We start from the raw sequence: 19870 nt of genomic DNA on the forward strand, positions 1-19870 counted from the left end.
GTGGGCTACTCCACCAAGTCGAGCGTGACCTCGGCGGCTCTGACCGGCGCGACCGCCACCGACCTGCTCGGCTCCAGCTCGACGGCTGTGACCGGCTCGGTCGTGAACAACGACAATACCTCGAGCGCGGTGGCGATCACCGGCTCGACCAAGCTGTCGGGCACGGCAGGCACCGCGTCGAACAACCTCGCCTCCGGCATCACCTCCGGTGAGACGCTGGTCGTCAACGGCACCACCTTCACCTTCATCACCGGCACGTCCTCGACGGGCACCAGCATCGGCATCGGCGACAGCGTCAGCAACCTGCTGTCGGCGATCCAGACCCAGACCGGCGTCACCGCGTCGATCACGGCGGGTGCGATCACCTTGACGCCGCCGGCGGCGGGATTGACGCTCTCGGGCAGCACCGGCACCTTGGGCAAGCTCGGGCTGACTGCTGTCGGCGACGGCTTGTCAGGTCAGACCTTGACGATCGGCGCGACAGGGGGAGGCACGGCGACGAGTGTCACGTTCGGTCTAGGGACAGGGCAGGTCAAGTCGCTGAACGATCTCAACACCAAGCTCGCGGCCAACAACCTGCAAGCCTCGATCGATACCACCGGCAAGATCTCGATCACCACGACCAACGACGCGGCTTCGGCCACGATCGGTGCGATCGGCGGTACGTCGGCTGCATCCAGCCAGGCCTTCAACGGTCTGACCGCGGCGGCTCCGGTGGCGGATGCGACCGCGCAGACGCAGCGCGCGAGCTTGGTCTCGCAGTACAACAACGTGCTGGCGCAGATCAACACCACCGCGGCCGACGCCTCGTTCAACGGTGTCAACCTGCTGAACGGCGATACGCTGAAGCTGACCTTCAACGAGAACGGCAAGTCAACGCTCTCGATCACCGGTGTGACCTTCAACACTGGCGGTCTTGGCCTGTCGAACCTCACCTCGGGCACCGACTTCCTCGACAACAACTCGGCGAACAAGGTGATCACCCTGTTGAACTCGGCGAGCTCGACGCTGCGGTCGGAAGCCTCCACGCTGGGTTCGAACCTGTCGGTGGTGCAGATCCGTCAGGACTTCAACAAGAACCTGATCAACGTGCTGCAGACCGGCTCGTCGAACCTGACGCTGGCCGACACCAACGAGGAAGCGGCCAACAGCCAGGCGCTGTCGACCCGTCAGTCGATCGCGGTGTCCGCGCTGTCGCTCGCCAACCAGTCGCAGGCGAGCGTGCTGCAGCTGCTGCGCTGATCCACAAGCATCGCATCTCGACGACCAAGGCGGCGGGGGAAACCCCGCCGCTTTTTTTCGCCTGGTTTGGCCGTCCGGCCCGTATCAATACTGGTCTGGAACCGGAGGCGAGCGGAGCCAAGGATCGCAACCAGTCGTTAAGCAAGAAATTTAAAGTGCCATTAACCATGTTTTAAAAGTGGGTGGACTAGAACCCCCTGGTGAATAACTAGGAAGGTTTCACACACATGTCCGGTATCGTTCTCTCGGCTTCGGTTCGCCAAAACCTGCTGGCGCTGCAAAACACCGCATCGCTGCTGGCCACGACTCAAAACAACCTGGCCACCGGCAACAAGGTCAACACGGCGCTCGATAACCCCACCGAATTCTTCACCTCGCAATCGCTCAACAACCGCGCGAGCGACATTGCGAATCTGCTCGACAGCATCGGCAACGGTGTCCAGGTTCTCCAGGCTGCGAATACCGGTCTCACCTCACTTCAGAAGCTTGTCGACAGCGCCAAATCGATCGCAAGCCAAGTGCTTCAGGCGCCGACGGGATACACCACCAAGTCGAGCGTGACCTCCGCGGTCATCTCCGGGGCGACGGCGAACAACCTGCTCGGCAGCTCCTCAAACAATTTCGTGACCGGCAGCACGGTCAACAACGACAACCTCAGCTCGGCCGTTGCGATCACCGGATCCACCAGGCTGTCGGGTACGGCGAGCTCGACCTCGAACGACCTGGCGAGCAGCGTCACCACCGGCGATACGCTCGTGGTCAACGGTGTCGTGTTCACCTTCGTGGCCGGCTCGGTCTCGGCCGGTACCAATATCGGCGTCGGCGACACCGTCAGCAACCTCCTGGCTGCCATCGATTCGGTGACCGGAGCCACCGCAACGCCGTCCACGGTGGCGGCGGGCAAGATCCAGCTGGCGACAGGCACGGCGCAGGATCTGACAGTATCGGGCACGGCCCTGGCCAAGCTCGGATTGACCGCCGGCACGACCACACGAAATCCGCCAGCCTTGACAGGACAGACGCTGACAATTGCCTCGACAGGGGGCGGCGTCGCGACGAACATAACGTTCGGCACAGGTGCTTCGCAGATCTCGACGCTGGCACAGCTCAATACGGCGCTCGCGGCTAACAACCTGCAGGCCAGCCTGAGCACGACGGGCCAGCTTACGATCCTCACCACCAACGAAGCGGCATCGTCGACGATCGGCGCGGTCGCCGGCTCTTCGACCGCGGCCAGCATGGCCTTCAACGGCGTGACGGCCTCGACCCCGGTGGCCGACACCAACTCTCAGACGACGCGTGCCGGCCTGATCGCGCAGTACAACAACGTCCTGGCGCAGATCAACACCACGGCGCAAGACGCCTCGTTCAACGGCATCAACCTGCTCAACGGCGACACGCTCAAGTTGGTGTTCAACGAGACCGGACGGTCCACGCTGAACATCACCGGCGTGACCTTCAACAGCACCGGTCTCGGCCTGTCGGCGCTGGTGGTCGGAAGCGACTTCCTCGACAGCAACTCGGCCAACAAGGTGCTCACGACCTTGAACAGTGCATCGACCGCGATCCGCTCTGAAGCGTCGTCGCTCGGTTCGAACCTCTCGATCGTGCAGATCCGTCAGGACTTCAACAAGAACCTGATTAACGTGCTGCAGACCGGCTCGTCGAACTTGACCTTGGCCGACACCAACGAAGAGGCTGCCAACAGCCAGGCGCTGTCGACCCGTCAGTCGATCGCGGTCTCCGCGCTCGCGCTGGCCAATCAGTCGCAGGCGAGCGTGCTGCAGCTGCTGCGCTGACGCGCGAACGTACCGGAATAACATCTCATCGAAGCGGCGGGCTATGCCCGCCGCTTCTGCGTTAGGCTATGCCGAGCGTGCCGGTATTGGTCTCCGTTCGATGTCGGGGCAGTGAGTGAGCTCTGTGAGAATGCCGTTGTTCGTGTAGTTCGCGCCGCTCGGGCGGGATGAACAACGTACGATCTTCGTCCGGACATTTTGAATCACTGCGTTCGCAAGAAATTAAGAGGTGCACCAAACAAAGCGATTTGCGGTGCTCCGTGACGCTACGAAACAAATTCCGCTAACGGCCGCTAACCATATTTTAAAGGCACACAAAGTACAAAACCTGAGCAGTTTGGTCGTGTCCCTGCGTCAGTCCGGAGTAGTTGATGTCATATGCCGCTCAAGCCTATGCCCGCACGTCGCAGACGACGGCATCACCACGGGAGATCGAAGCTCAGGCTCTGTTGAAAGCGGCACGGCAGCTGCAGGAAGTCCAGGCCAATTGGAACGGCCCTGATCGCAACATGTACAAGGCTCTGCTCTTCAATCGTCGCTTGTGGACGATCTTCATGAGCGCGATGGAGGCGGACGACAATCCGAATCCGCTCGACATCCGCCAGAACATCGCAAATATCGGCGTGTTCGTGATGAAGCAGACGATCGAGATGCAGATGGACCCGGATCCGGCGAAGCTCAAGTCGCTGATCGACATCAACTGCCACATCGCCGCGGGGTTGTCCGGGCGGAGCTGACCGTCGGGGGCAGGGCGGGAGGCGCGTCGTCGTGACCGATATCACCAGCATCCTGTCCGCGTCCTACAAGTCGAACCTGCTCAGTACGGCGCGAAGCAACGGCAGATTCGTGGCCGTCTATCCGACGCTCTATATCGGGGCGGCTGGAGCGGAAGACATGCCAAGGGGAAGTCGTTCCCGGTCTCATGCGTTCAGGATCGGCGATACGAAGTTCACGCCGACCGGCAACGGCAAGGCCCAGATCAAGAACGTGGTCATCGACGCCGCCTCGGGCCAGACCTATCTCGACACCGCCTACGCGCTACGGAGCCGTTGATCCGGCAAAGCTGCCCGGCTCGATACGGCAACGCCGCCCGGTGGGGCGGCGTGCGGGCGGCGGAATGAAGCGGCCCGGTTCCGCGGGGGCTCAGGCAGTGCGATCGGTCGCCACGACGCGCGGCACGTCCGCCTTCTGCATATCCTTCTGCAGGTCGAGCGTGTTGAAGTAGGCCCGGCGGCGCAGCACGGCCTCATCTGGATATTGGGTCACGACCTGGTCGGTCTTGCGGTTGACCACCTGGAACACCAGAGCGGCAGCGGCGCGATCGTAATAGGCTTGGCGTGACACGGACAGATCGTTTGCGATGTTGACCGGGATGTCGTTGCGCACGGGGACGCCGGGCTCGGCCGCGGTCACGGTCTGGCTGGGAGGAAGGTCCGTCGGAACAGCGCTCACCACCGCCTGGCTCGACGGCGGAATTATCGGAACGGACGCAGGCGTCCCTACCGGTCTTACGCTGAAATCGGAACTCATGGCAGCCTCCTCATGGCCATCGAGTCAATTCCCAACCCATCCCGCTTGCAACTATGCCGATGACCAATCAACGTTATGTTAGGAAATAGGATGAACACCGCGTTGTGATTCGCGCCGGCCTTTTAAGCTTATCCGAGCGTTAAACGGCGGCGGCCGCGCGGCCCTCGAGGCGGCGCGGCGCTGCGATGCAGATGGGGGCTGGCGGTGAGGCTCAGAGCGTCCGGCTGACGGCGAGCGGGGTGAGGTGCCGTGCGCCCGGGGCGGCGCGGCGGCCGCCGGCGGTATAGGTGCTGGGGATGTTCTTGCGCTGAACCTCGGCATTGACGCCGCGCACGATCTTTTCCGAGATCGCGTGCGCCGTCGCCAGCACGGTCAGGTTCACCTGCAGCATGGCGCGAAAGGTGTCGTGGTGACGATGCAGGGTGGCGAGCAGCTCCGGCGCGGTCTGCTTCATGAAATTCTGGCTCGCCTTGAGGCGGCCCACGGTCGTGACGTAGTGGCGGGACAGCTCGGTCTTCTTGGGGCCGTACGCCATGCCTTCGCGCAGCTTGCCGGCGCGGACCAGTTCGGTCTCCTGCTCGATGACCGCGATCAGCTCGCTCATGACGCTCACCATCTCGTCGGCGAGCGCGCGTGCCTCTGCGGCGCTGGTGGCGGCCGTGTAGGTCGTCTTCTTCGCTTGTCCCTGTGCGGTCATTTCATAACTCCCTTCGGCGTGAGCGTTTGCCGCCCACGCGCTCGTCACGCGAACATCTACGCTTTGCCGTTGGCGCCGGAGCTGCTGCCGGCCTGTTGCAGGATGAGAGTGCGGAAGACGTCGTTTGAGATGCCGACGCCGCCGGCCTTGGCGAAGTTCTTGGAATATTGCTCCGTCAGCATCGAGCGCCAGACGCCGGTGCCCGGCGTGTCGCCGAACGGACCTTCGCCCTTCACGCCGCTGGTCATCTGCGAGAACATGCTGTTGAGGAACATGGCTTCGAAGTCGGTTGCCGTCGCCTTGGCCCTGGCCTGTGCCTTGGGCGAGACCTTGGTCAGAGCCGCCGCGAGATCGAGATCGGTGCGCGGCGCGGTGACGGCCGCGGCCGTCGGCATGCTGAGAGCGACGCGGCCATGATAGGAGTCGATGAAGGACGTCGCCATCACATCACCTCGATGTCGGCTTCGATCGCGCCGGCCGCCTTGATGGCCTGCAGGATGCTGATCAGGTCGCGGGGGCCGATGCCGAGGCCGTTGAGGCCGTCGACCAGTTGCTGCAATGACACGCCGTCCCTGACGACCGCGAACTTCTTGCCTTCCTCGGTGACGCCGACGCTGGTGCGCGGCGTGACCACGGTGCGGCCGCGCGACAGCGGATTGGGCTGGCTGACCTGCGGACTTTCGGAGATCGTGACGGTGAGGTTGCCCTGGGCCACGGCGACGGTCGCCACACGCACGTCGCGACCCATCACGATGATGCCGGAGCGCTCGTCGATGACGATCTTGGCGGCGAGATCCGGGTCGACCTGCAGCTGCTCGATCTCGGTCAGCAGGGCGACGACGTTGCCCTTGAACTCCGGCGGGATGCTCAGCTGCACCGTCGACGGATCGATCGGCTCGGCAGTCTTGACGCCGAGGAAATCATTGACCGCGGCCGCGATGCGCTTGGCGGTGGTGAAGTCGGCGTTGCGCAGCGCAAGCCGCACGTTCGGCAGCCGGTTCAGCGCGAACTCGATCTCGCGCTCGATGATGGCGCCGTTGGCGATGCGGCCGACCGTCGGCACGCCGCGCACGATCTTGGCGGCCTCGCCCTCGGCCTGGAAACCGGAGATCGCGAGCGAGCCCTGCGCCACCGCATAGACGTTGCCGTCGGCGCCGAGCAGCGGGGTGACGAGCAGGGTGCCGCCCTGCAGGTTCTTGGCGTCGCCGAGCGCGGAGACCGTCACGTCCATGCGCGTGCCTTGCGTGGCGAATGGCGGCAGGTTTCCGGTGACCATGACAGCGGCGACGTTGCCGGTGCGGATGGTGGCGCCGCGGATGTTGACGCCCATGCGCTCGAGCATCGCCTGCAGCGACTGCTTGGTGAACGGAATGTTGTTCAGCGTATCGCCGGTGCCGTTGAGGCCGACCACGAGGCCGTAGCCGATCAGCTGGTTCTGGCGCACGCCCTCGATATTGGCGAGATCCTTGATCCGCGAGGTCGCATTCGCAGACATGACGGTAGATGCCAGCGCCAGCACCGCGGCGCAGGCGACCTGAAACAGGCGCGTAGTTCGGACGCGTCGCATCCTATGCTCCCCTCGAACTCTTCAAGTGATCACTCGGCCACTCCCATGACCGCATGATCGGCATTAACTATGCGAGGGCCGTGCCACAGCGATGCTCCGGGCTAACTCATTGAAAGAGTGTGAAATCGACTCGAAGCTTTGTCGCGGTCCAGGGTTACTCCGGGGGAACGAAGCTGCCGCCCCGGCAGAATTTGCCGGGCCGTTTACGCACCGTTAACCACGGCGGAGCCAATCTCCCGCTCGACACGCGAAGCTTGCGGGAGCCATCGATGCGCATCTACGGACCGAACGGCACGACCCTGGGCTCGTCGACCAGCTCCACGCGGAAGACCTCGTCCAGCGGCTTCAAGCTGCCTGACGTCGGCACCACGCAGGACACGCGCGCGACCCTCGCGCCGAAGCAGACGGCGAACATCGATGCGCTGCTGGCGCTGCAGGGCATCGAGGAGGAGCCGGCGGAGCGCCGCAAGCGCTCGGTCCAGCGCGGCAAGCGCGCGCTCGACGTGCTCGATGATCTCAAGCTGACGCTGCTGTCCGGCAAGCTCGACACTGCGATGGCGCTGCGGCTTCGCGATGCCGCGGCCGACCTGAAGCAGACCTCGGGCGACCCGGGACTGGATGCGATCCTCTCCGAGATCGAGCTGCGCGTCGAGGTCGAGCTCGCCAAGGCCGGGCGGGGCTGAGACGCATCGCGCGTTTCAAGCCGCCTTCGACGGCTGCTGCGCGTCGTAGCGGCGCTGCGCGGCGGTGACCTCCTTGAGATGACGCTCGGCCCAGTCGCGCAGCGGATCGACCGCGGCGGCGAGCGTCAGCCCGAGCGGCGTGATCGAATATTCGACGGTGACCGGGACGGTCGCGATCGCGCGCCGCCGCACCAGGCCGTCGCGCTCCAGGCTCTTCAGCACCTGGGACAGCATCTTCTGCGAAATCCCTTCGATCGACCGCCGCAACTGATTGAAGCGCAAGGGTTCGTTGCGCAGCAGGATCAGGATCAGCACGGCCCATTTGTCGCCGACGCGATCCAGGATCTGTCGCGTTGGGCAGTCGGCCGAATAGACGTTCGCGGCTCTCATCGGTTACTCCGGCGTGACCAGGTGATCTTAAAGTGCGCTCTTAACACCAGCATTCGTTCCGCTATCTAGTCACTATCGGATACCGAGGCGGCTTCGTCCAGACCTCGGATCCGACCTCGTGATCTCGAACATAGGAGTTTCCCCATGAAGATCGCCGTCGCCGGCGCCTCCGGCCGTGCCGGGTCCCGCATCACCGCCGAGCTGGCCAGCCGCGGCCACCAGGTCACCGGCATTGCCCGCAACCCGGACAAGATCGAGAAGCACGCCAACGTCACGGCGGTGCGGGGGGACGCCAACGACCGCGCCGCGCTGGCGAAACTCTGGGCCGGCCATGACGTCGCGATCAGCGCGATCCATTTCTCGGCCAGCGATGTCGAGACCCTGATCGGGGCGGCCAAGGACTCCGGCGTATCGCGTTACCTCGTGGTCGGCGGCGCCGGCTCGCTCGAGGTCGCGCCGGGTGTGCGGCTGGTGACGACGCCCGGCTTTCCGGCCGCCTACAAGGCCGAAGCGGAGAAGGGCGCCGCGTTCCTCGACCGCCTGCGCCAGGAGAAGGAGCTCGATTGGACCTTCCTGTCGCCCTCTGCGATGATCGATTTCGGCCCCCGGACGGGCAAGTTCCGGCTCGGAACGGATCAGCTGCTGGTCGATGCCGACGGCAAGAGCTTCGTCACCTTCGAGGACTTCGCGGTCGCGATGGCCGACGAAATCGAGCGTCCAGCCCACCGGCGGGCCCGTTTCACGGTCGGTTACTGACGCCGTCCACGGCGTCCCGCCGGCTGGGGCCGAATTTGCCTGTGCAACGGCCCGAACGGCGGGGCGCCCGTGCCGATGGAAATATTGTCTGTCACATGAGGCCGCTATATAACGCGGCCGCGAACGGGCGTATTCCGTCCGCCGGTGCCGAAACCGGCGCCAGCACGTACAGATGGGCTGACCTTGGAAAAGTTGAAGAACTACAAACCTTCCGAAAAAGAGCCTTTCATGAACGAACGCCAGCGCGACTATTTCCGCGCCAAGCTGCTGGCATGGAAGGAGGAGATCCTGCGCGAATCGAAGCTCACCCTGCAGGCTCTGCAGGAGGAGAACGTGAACCATCCGGACCTCGCCGACCGCGCGTCGTCGGAGACCGATCGGGCGATCGAGCTTCGCGCCCGTGACCGCCAGCGCAAGCTGATCTCCAAGATCGACGCGGCGCTCCAGCGCATCGAGGACAACACCTACGGTTATTGCGAGGAGACCGGCGAGCCGATTTCGCTGAAGCGGCTCGAGGCCCGTCCCATTGCGACGCTGTCGGTGGAGGCGCAGGAACGCCACGAGAAGCGTGAAAAGGTCTATCGCGACGAGTAGGTCGCGACATTGACCTGAACGAGCGGGGATTGCGGCCGCTTGCCGGGTGCGGCCGCAGCGTCTGTTGCTGAGACGGCGCCGGTGTGCGCGAGGTCGAGTGTCTCGTCACCTGAGCGGTCTGCGGGCCGGCGATGCCGGCACGACCGCGAGCGCTGTTGGTTTTCCAAGCGTCCGGAACTTTTTCGCGTCTGCTGAATTATCGGCGGTTCCATCTCGGAACGCCGCGGGGAATCATGGGCGAGCCGGACATAGCCAGGGGCGCGCTGGCAACGATGCAGCGTTCCTATGGCGCCTTGAGCATCAAGGGGCGCCTCCTTCTCCTGGCCGGCATTCTGTTCCTGCCCTGCGTCGGGCTGATCGCCTATGTCATCGTATCGATGGCGCAATCCGCCGACGCCTCGATCCGGCGCGGCCTGTCCTATGCCGCGCAGACGATCTCCGGTGCCGTCGACGCCGAATTGCGGCGTTACATCGCGCTCGCCGAGGTGCTGGGCAAGTCTCCGGATCTCAGTGCCGCCGATCTCAGCAACTTCGAGGCGGAGGCGCGCCGCGTCGGTGCGGTCAGCGGCGAAGGCTGGATCATCGTGTCGGACGCGAGCGGCCGCATCCTGCTCAACACCGGGGCGACGCCGGGTAAGCCGCTCGGCGAGCGCGCGCCCGAAGGCTGGGGCTCGCAGGAGCGCGCTTTTCAGTCCGGAAGGCCGTCGATCTCCGACATCTTCACCGGTCCCAATTCCGGCGCGTGGGTGGCGACCGTCGATGTCCCCGTCTTCAGGGACGGCAAGCCGTTCCGCTGCCTTTCGATTGCCATGCCAGCCGCGAACTACACCCGGCTGCTGGCCCAGCAGCAGCTGCCGGCCGACTGGCTGGTCGGCATCATGGACGGCCAGGGCCGCTACATTTCGCGCATCCCGAAGAACGCGACCTCGACCGGGCAGCCGGCGTCGGCCGGATGGCGGGCGACTGCCAAGGCTGAGGGGATCGCGGAGTTTCCGTCGATCGAGGGCGATCGGATCATCAACGCCAATGCGCGTCCCCAACTGAGCGACTGGACTGTCGGGGTCGGCATCAAGCAGGCGGCTTTCGCCCAGGCGATCTCCTCGACGGTCCAGACCGCAACCATCGTGGCGACGACGATCTGTGCCCTGGCGCTGCTGCTGGCGGCCGGCATCGGCCGAAGCATCGCCCGGCCGCTCGAAAGCATCGCCGTCAAGCGCGCCATCCCCGGCGAGGCCGCGCCCTCCGATCCCCCGGAGGTCCGGGCGCTCAACGCCCGACTAGCTGCGGCCGAAAAGGCGCAGGCGGAGAGTGCACGCGTCATCCAGGAGAATTTCGGGATGCTCGCCCAAGCCAGGGACGATGCGTCGCGCACGGCCGGGCAGCTCAAACTCGCCGCGAAATACGGACGGCTTGGCACCTTTACCTGGGACGGCAGATCCGGCGCCAGCCACTGGTCCGATGAGATCGAAGAGCTCTATGGACTTGCGCCGGGCACGTTCCCCGGGACCTATGACGCCTGGCTGGCGCTGGTGCATCCCGAGGACCAGGCGCGTGCCGACCGGGACAACAAGCAGGCGCTGACAACCGGGGAGCTCGATTCGGAATGGCGGGTGCCGCTGCCCGACGGCTCGATCCGCTGGATCGAGGCGCGCGCCCGCATGTTGGGCGGCGAGGGCGGCGGCGATCCGTACATGATCGGCGTCAACATCGACGTCACGGCCGCGAAGGAAGCCGACCGCAAGCGCGAGCTGCTCGTGCATGAGCTGGCACATCGCGTCAAGAACAGCCTTGCCGTGGTGCAATCGCTGGCGCATCAGCTGCTGCCGCGGCACGACGCCAAGGTCCGCGATTTCACGTCGCGCCTGCATGCGCTGGCGACGGCGCACACGAGCCTTGCCGAGAACGACTGGCAGGGCGCCGATCTCGCCGCCCTCATCAGGAGTCAGGTCGTGCCGTTCGCCAGCACACCGGATCAACTCGCCACCAGCGGCCCCGCCATCCTGGTTCCGGTCGAGCTGACGACGCAGCTGGCTCTCGTCATCCACGAGATGGCCTGCAACGCCAGCAAATATGGCGCGCTCACCACGCCCGACGGCCACGTCGATGTCAGCTGGTCGTTGGCGCAGGACGCGCTGCATGTTCGCTGGCAGGAAAGCGGCGGCCCGCCGGCAACGGAGCCGCCAGTGGTCGGCTTCGGCAGCCGGCTGCTGACCCGCACGGTCAGGCATCTGCAGCGGACGTTTGCCGAGAGCGGGCTGACCTGCCAGTTCGAGTTGCCCTGGCTCAAGACGCCTGGCGAGAGTTCGGTGGCCGCAACGGAGGCGAGCTGAGCGCCGGCGCGCGAAACGCTGCGCGGCTGGTCCCGACATGGCCTCGCCCGAAGTCCAAGCGAGGCGGGCGTCGACAAGGCGCGGCGTCTGCGCGGCTGGAGTTCGCGCTCCAACGAGGACGCGATCGTCGCCACTGCGGAAAGTCTGCTCGAACTCGGCATCGTGAAACGTGAAATCGGTTGAACGAGCCGCTTGCGCTGCGGCCGCGCCGTCTCAAATTGTTGATGAAGCTGAGATGGGAGCCCAAAACTCGTTTATAAACAATCCGTTCACCATAGATCCTGCGATGCCGGTTCGGACCGCGGGCCAAGGGAGTTGAAGGGCCATGGGAGCAGACGAGATACTTTCCGCTGCGCGACTGATCGTAGATGCCCGCAAGCAACGGGCGCCCTTGGGGGCTCTGCCGCCTCAGCTTCAGCCGAAGGATGAAGCTGCCGGCTATGAGATCCAGCGCGAAGTCCATTGGCTGCTCGCCGAACAGGCCGGTGACTTCGCCGGCTACAAGATCGGCTGCACCAGCAAGGTGATGCAGGACTATCTTGGCATTCCGCATCCCTGTTCCGGCGGAGTGTTCGCGTCCGGTATTCACCAGACAGGTGTCGAACTGCGCACGGCCGACTTCGTCCGCGTGGGCGTCGAATGCGAGATCGCCGTGCGGCTCAAGCACGACCTGCTGCCGTTGGACGCGCCGTTCACCATGGATCGTGTCGTCGAGGCGATCGGCGACTGTCACGCGGCGATCGAGATCGTCGACGACCGTTATGTGCAATGGCAGACGCTGGGCGCGCCGACGCTCGTCGCCGACGATTTCTTTGCTGCCGGCTGTGTCCTCGGCCCTGCGCTCCCACGCGCTGCCGTAGCGGACTTGGCCGCGGTGCAGGGCCGTGCCATCGTCAACGGCACCTTGGTCGGCGAGGGCACTGGCGCGGATGTGCTGGGACATCCTGTCCATGCGCTGGCCTGGCTTGCCAATCATCTCGCCGCCAGTGGTGACGGGCTCGAGGCCGGGCAGTTCGTCCTGACCGGCAGCCTGGTCAAGACGATCTGGCTCAAGGCCGGCGACCGGGTAAGGATGGAGCTGGACGGCCTCGGTGTGGTCGAGGCGACGTTCGGGTGAGCCGAGGTAGGGCCGGAACGTCTTGAGCTGGGGTCCGTCAGCTCGGGTGTGACAGCCAAAACGAACGCGGCCTCCGGCAGGGGAGCTACCGGAGGCCGCGTATACATCACCCGCCGCGCCTAGGTTCGCATTGGGCAATGTGGGAGCTCGTTTTCAGAGAAGGGCGGCGGCTGCGGGGGTCATGCGCCGTGACCCATATCGCGCTCGGCCATCCCTTGTCCGACCCTCTCGCGCGGGGAGGGATTTCGGTCGTGTGTCCTGGTCCTCGTTTCGATTTGCGCCTTGCGAGGTCATCGCATGGGCGGCTTCCTGAGCGACCGGGCGGGCTCCGCCCGGTCATTGATGCTGAGGTTTGCCTCAGAACGGCAGCAGGATATCCATCACCTGCTGGCCGTAGCGCGGCTGCTGGACGTCGGAGATCTGGCCGCGGCCGCCGTAGGAGATGCGGGCCTGGGCGATCTTGGTGGAGTCGATGGTGTTGTCGCTCTGGATGTCCTCGGGCCGCACGATGCCGGCCACGATCAGCTCGCGGATCTCGTAGTTGACCCGGATCTCCTGCTTGCCTTCGACGACGAGGTTGCCGTTCGGCAGCACCTGCGTCACGACCGCGGCGACGCTGGTGGTCAAGGACTCCGACCGCTGGATCGTGCCCTTGCCGTCCGAGGACGAGGTGCCGTCGGCAGTCAGGATGCGGCCGGGCAGCACCTTCTGCGCCTGCACGCCGAGCGTCTTCGCGCCGATGAAGTCGGTGATGCCCGAATCCTCCTTGTTGGTGCGGCTGCGCTGGGTCTCGTTGGCGAAATTAGCCTTGTCGGAGATGCTGACCGTGACGGTCAGGAGGTCGCCGACCTGACGGGCGCGCTGGTCCTTGAAGAAGGCGCGCGAGCCGTTGCGCCACAGCGAGTTCGGCGCGTAGGACACGGTTTCAGGCTTCGGCATCGGCATCTGCACCGGCTTGTAGCCCGGCTGCGTGGTCGGATTGTCGATCTCCGTCAGCTTCGGCCGCTCGCCAATCTGGCTGAGACGGTCGATCGAGGAGCATCCGCCGGCGATCGACAGCACCGCGAAGGAAACCGAGATCAGCGCGACCCGGCGCAGGCTCGAGACGCCCCGATCATCAAACTTGAACTTCGACATGAAACTTACTCGGCTTTCGGGGTGGCGGAGGTGGGAAGGCGGCTGGCGACGGCGACGGGTGCGGCGATGTCGGCTTCGGAGGTCTGCGCCGGCTTGGCGACGGCGATGTCGACGGAGACCTGCCCGCGACCCGAAACGCGACCGGTCACGGTGCGCTTGGACTGCAGATTGAGCACGCTGACGACGTCGCCTTCGGTGCCCGACTCCAGCGCCTTGCCGCGCGTGGTGAGATAGATGCCGGCGGTCTGGAAGATCAGCGTGACCGCCTGGTCGCGCTGCACGAGGTCGGGCTTGGCGAGGTCGGTGGTCTTCAGCGCCTGGCCCGCGCGCGCCGGGCGGCGCATCTGCATGCCCACCGCGAGCTCGCGCGTGGCGGGGTCGCCGCCGCCGAGCTCGGCGCGCGGCCGCCGCTCGGTCTGCAGGTCGCCTGAGCGGATCATCTCGTTGCGGTCGATGTTGCGGGTCAGCACCACGGCCTCGACGGTTTCGATCGCCGTGCCGGTGTAGCGCAGCTTGGTCGGGCTCGCGCCATTGGCATGGCCGAGCTCCAAGGTGATGTCGAAGCGGCCGCTGCGCGGGTCGAACCGGACGCTGGTCGGCGCCAGCGTGCCCGACGTCGAGGCCTCGAATTTGAGGTCCTGCACCGGCTGGTCGAAGCTGATGCTGAGGTTGGCGGCATCGCCAAGTCCGTTGCGGTGATCGAGCGCCTGGGCCACCGTCGTGCTGATCTCCTTGGCGTCGACGGCGCGCGCCAGCCGCGTGACCGCGACCTCCTTGATGTCGCGGACCTCGACGCCGATCACCTGGTGGGTGCGCAGGGTCGCGATCACCTGCGCGGCCGGCAGCACGCCGGTCGTGCCGAGGTCGGGCGCGCGGTAGACGGCGATGTTGGCCGCGACGCCCGCATTGTCGATCAGGTCGCCGACGCGAACGATGTCGCCGGTGACGTTCACGGTGGAGCGCAGCACGGGCGCCTTGATCTGGTCGTCGGCCTCGCCGGCCAGCGCCGATAGCGCAGTCGAGGCGAGCAGGGCGGCCGCAAGAACGAAGGGACGGACGGTACGGGTCATGACGGTGATCTCCCTTCGAACCTCAGCGGAACAGCGCAGTGGTCGACTGCAGCATCTGGTCCGCGGCCGAGATGACCTTGGCGTTCATCTCGTAGGCGCGCTGCGCGGCGATCAGCTCGCTCATCTCGCTGACGACGTCGACATTGGCCTGCTCCAGGCTGCCCTGGGTGATGCTGCCGAGACCGTCCTGGTTGGCGACGCCGTCCTGCGGCGGCCCGGAGGAGGGGGTGTCGGTGAACTGGTTGTTGCCGACCGGCTGCAGGCCGGCCTTGTTGATGAAGCGGGTGACCTGGAGCTGGCCGATGATGTTCGAGGTGGTCGAGCCCGGCAGCGTCACCGAGACCTGGCCCTGCGCGTTGACGGTGATGCCCGAGGCGTTCTGCGGGATCGTGATGGTCGGCTGCACCGGGTTGCCCTGGGCGGTAACGATGCGGCCCTGATTGTCCATCTGGAAGGTGCCGTCGCGGGTGTACTGGAAGGTGCCGTCGGGCATCAGCACCTTGAAGAAGCCCTCGCCAGAGATCGCGAGGTCGAGATCGTTGCCGGTCTGCGACAGAGTGCCCTGCGTCATCGAGCGCGGCGTGCCGACGGTCTTGACGCCGCCGCCGATGTCGATGCCGACGGGCAGGATCGTGCCCTGGTCCGACGACTGCGCGCCGACGCGGCGCATGTGCTCGTAGATCAGGTCCTGGAACGCCACCGTCTGCTTCTTGAAGCCGGTGGTGCGCAGGTTGGCGATGTTGTTGGAGATCACCTGAACGTTGAGTTCCTGTGCCGCCATTCCGGTCGCAGCGGTGTGAAGCGCCTGCATGTCACGTCTCCTTCAAGATCTGTCAGGCCGGAACGTCGGCGAGTTTCTCGATCGCGTTCTTGCGCAGGTCGCTCTGGACCTGGAGCATGTTGGCGACCTGGGTGTAGGCGCGCATCACTTCGACCATCTTGCTCATCTCGCCGACCGCGCTGACGTTCGACTTCTCGATGTAGCCCTGCTGCACGGTCGACTTGGTGTCCTGCTGCGGGATGGCGCCGCCGGCGGCGGCGTAGAGGTTGTTGCCCTGCTTCTGCGCGGCCTGCGGATCGGCGAAGTTGACAATGCGCAGCTTGCCGCGGATCGAGTCGGTGCGGTTGACGCCCTCGACCACCGTCACGGTGCCGTCGGGCGAGATGTTGATGTCGTGGTCGGTCGGCTGAAACACGATCGGACCGCCGGTGCCGAGCACGAGGTCACCGGCGGCGGTGACGAGCTGGCCGAGATTGTTCATGTGCAGATTGCCGTCGCGGGTGTAGCGCTCGCCGGCCGCGGTCTGCACCGTCAGGAAGCCGTCGCCCGTGACGGCGACGTCGAGCGCGTTGCCGGTGCGCTGCATCGAGCCCTGCGAGAAGTCGCGATAGGTGCCGCGGTCCTGGACATAGGACACCCTGCGGGCGGCGCCCGGAAAATTGTCTTCGTGCGCGCCGGAGGAGAGATACTCCTCGAACAGCTGCTGATCGGCCTTGAAGCCGTTGGTGTTGACGTTGGCGACGTTGTTGGCAACGACGTCGAGTTGCCGCTCCAGCACCATCTGTCGCGACAATCCGATGAGAAGCGCGTTCTCCACCGGTCGATCTCCCCTCTTAACGAATCCCGTTCGCGGCACCTCTCCCAAGGCGGTCTCGACCGGGTCTTCAACGAACCGTTCAGCTCTCCCAAGCCGGCGGGTTCGCAAGGGGTACAGCGAAAGCCGTGCCACTATGAAAATCGTATTCTTATCAATGAATTAGAGTTTCGATGGCGTCCGAAACGCCCGGCAATAACGTCTCGCTAACCATAATTGCCCGGCAAGATTTTCCCACCGCCTCGGCAAAAGAAAGCTTCCGTTAACCATTGTTACCGTAGCGTTCACTCAACAAAGCGCAGATGCGCTGGGAGCGTTGGTTTCGCGTCATTAAGCTTTCTGGCGGCATCGGCTCGATTTTCCGGAAGGATCCGAAAGCTATGGCCGAGAACGACGCCGGAGCAGGCGAAGGCGAGGAGCAAGCAGGCTCGCCGAAGAGCAAGCTCAAGCTGATCATCATGGTCGTCGGCGCGCTGGCGCTGCTCGGCGTCGGTGGTGCGGCCTATTTCTTCTTCTTCAGCCACAAGAACGACGAGCATCACGCCGAGGCGGCGCCGCCGCCGAAGCCGCCGGCCTTCGTCGAGGTGCCGGACCTTCTCGTCAACCTGGTCGGCAATCCCGGTGACCGCGTCCAATATCTGAAAGTGAAGATCGTGCTCGAGGTGAAGGAGGAGAAGCAGGTCGAGTCGATCAAGCCGACGCTGCCGCGCGTCACCGACATCTTCCAGACGTACTTGCGCGAGCTCCGGCCGAGCGACCTCAACGGCTCGGCGGGCCTGTTCCGGCTCAAGGAGGAGCTCACCAAGCGGGTCAACGTCGCGCTGGCGCCCAACCAGGTCAACGCGGTGTTGTTCAAGGAAATCGTGGTCCAGTAAGGCAAAGAAGCTCAACGATCATGGCGGGCAACGATCAAGTCGACCAGGATGCGATAGCCGCGCAATGGGAAGCCTCGCTCGACTCGGAGGATCCCACAGAGGCCGCGGAAGCCGCAGCAGCCAATGAACTCACCGAATCGATGGCCCTGCAATGGGCCGCGATGGTCGAGGACGGCAGCCGCGATTTCGGCGCCACCAAGAACGGCGGCGAGCGGGTGCTGTCGCAGGAGGAGATCGACAATCTCCTCGGCTTCACCGCCGGCGAGGTCAGTCTCGACGACCATTCCGGCATTCGCGCGATCATCGATTCGGCGATGGTCTCCTACGAGCGTCTGCCGATGCTCGAAATCGTCTTCGACCGCCTGGTGCGGCTGATGACGACGTCCTTGCGCAACTTCACCTCCGACAACGTCGAGGTCTCGCTCGATCGCATCACCTCGGTGCGCTTCGGCGACTACATGAACTCGATCCCGCTGCCCGCCGTGCTCAGCGTGTTCAAGGCGGAGGAGTGGGAGAATTTCGGGCTCGCCACCGTCGACTCGACCCTGATCTATTCGATCATCGACGTGCTGCTCGGCGGCCGCCGCGGCAACACCCAGCTCCGCGTCGAGGGTCGCCCCTACACGACGATCGAGACCAACCTGGTCAAGCGCCTGATCGAGGTGGTGCTGAGCGATGCCGAGCAGGCGTTCCGGCCGCTGTCGCCGGTGCGCTTTACCATCGACCGGCTCGAGACCAATCCGCGTTTCGCCGCGATCAGCCGGCCCGCCAATGCCGCGATCCTGGTGAAGCTGCGGATCGACATGGAAGATCGCGGCGGCAACATCGAGCTGCTGCTGCCCTACGCGACGATCGAGCCGATCCGGCCGGTGCTGTTGCAGATGTTCATGGGTGAGAAGTTCGGCCGCGATCCCGTCTGGGAAGGCCACTTCGCCACCGAGATCGCCAAGGCCGAGATCGCCGTCGACGCCGTGCTCTACGAGGCCGACGTGCCGCTGAAGCAGCTCATGAAGCTGAAGGTCGGCGACACCCTGCCGCTCGACATCCGTCCCGATGCGCTGGTCGCGGTCCGCTGCGGCAGCACCATGCTGACGGAGGGGCGGATGGGGCGGGTCGGCGACCGCGTCGCGATCCGTGTCACCAAGAATTTGCGCAAGCCGAATACGACGCTTGCGATGTTCGAAGGCGCAGAAGGCCAGAACAAGTTGATGGAGGCCCAATGAACCACTCCCTCGGATTGATCATCGAAAGCCTGGTGGCGGTCCTTCTCGTGCTGACCATCGGCTATTGCATGCTGCTGAATTCCAGGCTCAAGCGGCTGAAGGCGGACGAGCATTCGCTCAAGGCCGTGATCGCGGAGCTGATCACCGCGACCGAGATCGCCGAGCGGGCGATCGGCGGCCTCAAGCTCGCGGTGCGCGACGTCAACGACAATCTCGGCAATCAGCTCGCCGCCGCGACGCAGATGTCCGACCAGTTGCGCAAGCAGCTCGCCGAGAGCGACGGCGTGGTGCGCCGGCTGTCGCGCATCGCCAGCGCCGCGCGACCCATCACCTCGCCTGAAGCCGCGCCGGAGCCGGCCCCTGCGCCTGCGCCGGTGCCGGCGATCACGACCGAGCCGGTGCGCGTCTCCAGTGCCAAGGCGGTTGCCGCCGCGGCCCAGGCATTCTCCGAACGTCGAAGGACTGGTGGCCTTGCCGCATGAATGCGTTTCGTAACATCCGCGTCATTCCCGTCGTCCTGATCGCGGTGGCCTGCCTTGCGGTCCTGAAGGTGGCCGGCCTCGTGATCGATGGCGGCTACGTTTTCGACTATGACCCTCACCCGACCAAGCGGTCCTGGGCCCAGGAGAACCTGGGCTATCCCGGCCGCGAGGACAACGACATCGTCACCGGCTCCACGCACGGCGCGCCGAAGGAGAAGAAGGAGGAGGCGCCCAAGCCCGCCGCTCCCGACACCAAGCCCGAGGGCGTGGTGATCAAGCCCGAGGAGAACCAGCAGCAGGTGTCGCCGGCGGAGAAGGCGATCCTCGAGCGGCTGCAGTCGCGTCGCCAGGAGCTCGACGCGCGCGCGCGCGAGATCGACATCCGCGAGAGCCTGCTGCGCGCCGCCGAGCAGCGCATCCAGTCCAAGACCGAGGAGATGAAGGCGATCGAGGGCCGCATCTCCGGCGCGCAGGCCGCCAAGACCGAGGCCGACAACGCCCGCTTCAAGAGCATCGTCACGATGTACGAGGGCATGAAGCCGAAGGATGCCGCCAAGGTGTTCGACCGGCTCGAGATGTCGGTGCTGATCGAGATCGCCTCGCAGATCGCCCCGCGCAAGATGTCGGACATTCTCGGTCTGATGACGCCGGAGGCCGCCGAGCGGCTCACCGTCGAGCTCGCGCGCCGGGCCGGCGCCGACAGGCCCGAGACCAGCGCCGAGCTGCCGAAGATCGAGGGCAAGATCGTGCCTGTGAAGAGCAATTGAGCCGCATGTTTAATGC

General features: G+C 65.2%; 22 protein-coding genes. 13 read left to right on the plus strand and 9 right to left on the minus strand.

Features of this window, described 5'->3' with window-relative positions; all coding sequences use genetic code 11:
• The 4 genes from ACQR0U_RS27335 to ACQR0U_RS27350 all read left to right on the plus strand — a co-directional run.
• Positions 1-1242: flagellin (locus tag ACQR0U_RS27335; protein WP_434872335.1), on the plus strand; the 1242-nt coding region annotated here is incomplete at its 5' end.
• 227 nt (positions 1243-1469) lie between these two features.
• On the plus strand, positions 1470-3041 hold the full coding sequence (locus ACQR0U_RS27340) for a flagellin (protein ID WP_315715998.1): 1572 nt from the start codon (positions 1470-1472) through the stop codon (positions 3039-3041).
• A 371-nt stretch (positions 3042-3412) separates the two neighbouring features.
• Complete coding sequence (gene flaF, locus ACQR0U_RS27345; RefSeq protein ID WP_315715999.1) at positions 3413-3778, plus strand: flagellar biosynthesis regulator FlaF; 366 nt, start codon at positions 3413-3415, stop codon at positions 3776-3778.
• Positions 3779-3809: 31 nt separating this feature from the next.
• On the plus strand, positions 3810-4094 hold the full coding sequence (locus ACQR0U_RS27350) for a hypothetical protein (RefSeq protein ID WP_434844007.1): 285 nt from the start codon (positions 3810-3812) through the stop codon (positions 4092-4094).
• A 90-nt stretch (positions 4095-4184) separates the two neighbouring features.
• Here the strand turns inward: ACQR0U_RS27350 and ACQR0U_RS27355 are convergent, their stop codons facing one another.
• From ACQR0U_RS27355 to ACQR0U_RS27370, 4 genes are all read right to left on the minus strand, one after another.
• Positions 4185-4571 (minus strand): hypothetical protein, encoded by a 387-nt coding sequence (locus tag ACQR0U_RS27355; protein ID WP_434844008.1) that lies wholly within the window; start codon positions 4569-4571, stop codon positions 4185-4187.
• Positions 4572-4782: 211 nt separating this feature from the next.
• Positions 4783-5268 (minus strand): hypothetical protein, encoded by a 486-nt coding sequence (locus ACQR0U_RS27360; protein WP_434872336.1) that lies wholly within the window; start codon positions 5266-5268, stop codon positions 4783-4785.
• Between the two features lie 56 nt (positions 5269-5324).
• Positions 5325-5711, minus strand: coding sequence for a flagellar assembly peptidoglycan hydrolase FlgJ (flgJ, locus tag ACQR0U_RS27365; protein WP_315716003.1), 387 nt, complete (start codon positions 5709-5711; stop codon positions 5325-5327).
• Positions 5711-6835, minus strand: coding sequence for a flagellar basal body P-ring protein FlgI (locus ACQR0U_RS27370; protein WP_315828149.1), 1125 nt, complete (start codon positions 6833-6835; stop codon positions 5711-5713). The genes flgJ and ACQR0U_RS27370 overlap by 1 nt, the downstream gene beginning before the upstream one ends.
• Before the next feature lie 269 nt (positions 6836-7104).
• On the opposite strand from ACQR0U_RS27370, the gene ACQR0U_RS27375 reads away from it, so the two are divergent.
• Complete coding sequence (locus ACQR0U_RS27375; RefSeq protein ID WP_315804304.1) at positions 7105-7518, plus strand: flagellar assembly protein FliX; 414 nt, start codon at positions 7105-7107, stop codon at positions 7516-7518.
• Between the two features lie 15 nt (positions 7519-7533).
• Here ACQR0U_RS27375 and ACQR0U_RS27380 read toward each other — a convergent pair whose 3' ends face one another.
• Complete coding sequence (locus tag ACQR0U_RS27380) at positions 7534-7908, minus strand: winged helix-turn-helix transcriptional regulator (RefSeq protein ID WP_315716006.1); 375 nt, start codon at positions 7906-7908, stop codon at positions 7534-7536.
• A 144-nt stretch (positions 7909-8052) separates the two neighbouring features.
• On the opposite strand from ACQR0U_RS27380, the gene ACQR0U_RS27385 reads away from it, so the two are divergent.
• The 4 genes from ACQR0U_RS27385 (at position 8053) to ACQR0U_RS27400 (ending at position 12705) form a co-directional block, all read left to right on the plus strand.
• Entirely contained in the window at positions 8053-8664 is a 612-nt protein-coding gene (locus ACQR0U_RS27385; RefSeq protein ID WP_315716007.1) for an NAD(P)-dependent oxidoreductase, read from the plus strand.
• A gap of 228 nt (positions 8665-8892) precedes the next feature.
• Positions 8893-9258, plus strand: a complete 366-nt coding sequence (gene dksA / locus ACQR0U_RS27390) for an RNA polymerase-binding protein DksA (protein WP_170323279.1) — start codon at positions 8893-8895, stop codon at positions 9256-9258.
• Positions 9259-9491: 233 nt separating this feature from the next.
• Positions 9492-11588 carry a sensor histidine kinase gene (locus ACQR0U_RS27395; protein ID WP_434844009.1) on the plus strand — a complete coding sequence of 699 codons (2097 nt, stop codon included), beginning with the start codon at positions 9492-9494 and terminating at the stop codon, positions 11586-11588.
• Positions 11589-11913: 325 nt separating this feature from the next.
• Positions 11914-12705, plus strand: coding sequence for a 2-keto-4-pentenoate hydratase (locus ACQR0U_RS27400; protein WP_316167109.1), 792 nt, complete (start codon positions 11914-11916; stop codon positions 12703-12705).
• A gap of 357 nt (positions 12706-13062) precedes the next feature.
• On the opposite strand, the gene flgH is transcribed toward ACQR0U_RS27400, so the two are convergent.
• From flgH to flgF, 4 genes are read right to left on the minus strand one after another with little or no spacing between them, the layout of a single operon-like run.
• Positions 13063-13842 (minus strand): flagellar basal body L-ring protein FlgH, encoded by a 780-nt coding sequence (gene flgH, locus ACQR0U_RS27405; RefSeq protein ID WP_315716010.1) that lies wholly within the window; start codon positions 13840-13842, stop codon positions 13063-13065.
• A 5-nt stretch (positions 13843-13847) separates the two neighbouring features.
• Complete coding sequence (flgA, locus tag ACQR0U_RS27410) at positions 13848-14912, minus strand: flagellar basal body P-ring formation chaperone FlgA (protein ID WP_434844010.1); 1065 nt, start codon at positions 14910-14912, stop codon at positions 13848-13850.
• A 22-nt stretch (positions 14913-14934) separates the two neighbouring features.
• Positions 14935-15723, minus strand: a complete 789-nt coding sequence (gene flgG, locus ACQR0U_RS27415; RefSeq protein WP_315716012.1) for a flagellar basal-body rod protein FlgG — start codon at positions 15721-15723, stop codon at positions 14935-14937.
• A 22-nt stretch (positions 15724-15745) separates the two neighbouring features.
• Positions 15746-16510: a flagellar basal-body rod protein FlgF gene (flgF, locus tag ACQR0U_RS27420; RefSeq protein WP_315753140.1), complete on the minus strand. Its 765-nt coding sequence runs from the start codon at positions 16508-16510 to the stop codon at positions 15746-15748.
• 377 nt (positions 16511-16887) lie between these two features.
• Here flgF and fliL point away from each other — a divergent pair, with 377 nt between their 5' ends.
• The 4 genes from fliL to ACQR0U_RS27440 are packed head-to-tail and all read left to right on the plus strand — an operon-like array spanning position 16888 to position 19854.
• Positions 16888-17382: a flagellar basal body-associated protein FliL gene (fliL, locus tag ACQR0U_RS27425; protein WP_315716014.1), complete on the plus strand. Its 495-nt coding sequence runs from the start codon at positions 16888-16890 to the stop codon at positions 17380-17382.
• A 20-nt stretch (positions 17383-17402) separates the two neighbouring features.
• Complete coding sequence (fliM, locus tag ACQR0U_RS27430) at positions 17403-18605, plus strand: flagellar motor switch protein FliM (protein ID WP_315716015.1); 1203 nt, start codon at positions 17403-17405, stop codon at positions 18603-18605.
• The gene (locus ACQR0U_RS27435; protein ID WP_315753139.1) at positions 18602-19087 is read left to right on the plus strand and encodes a DUF6468 domain-containing protein; all 486 of its coding nucleotides are present in this window, start codon (positions 18602-18604) and stop codon (positions 19085-19087) included. Before fliM ends, ACQR0U_RS27435 begins: the two co-directional genes overlap by 4 nt.
• Entirely contained in the window at positions 19084-19854 is a 771-nt protein-coding gene (locus ACQR0U_RS27440) for a flagellar protein FlbB (RefSeq protein ID WP_315716017.1), read from the plus strand. Before ACQR0U_RS27435 ends, ACQR0U_RS27440 begins: the two co-directional genes overlap by 4 nt.
• The last annotated feature ends 16 nt before the right edge of the window (positions 19855-19870 follow it).

Source organism: Bradyrhizobium sp. HKCCYLRH3097 (genome assembly GCF_051167875.1).
Lineage (GTDB): Bacteria > Pseudomonadota > Alphaproteobacteria > Rhizobiales > Xanthobacteraceae > Bradyrhizobium.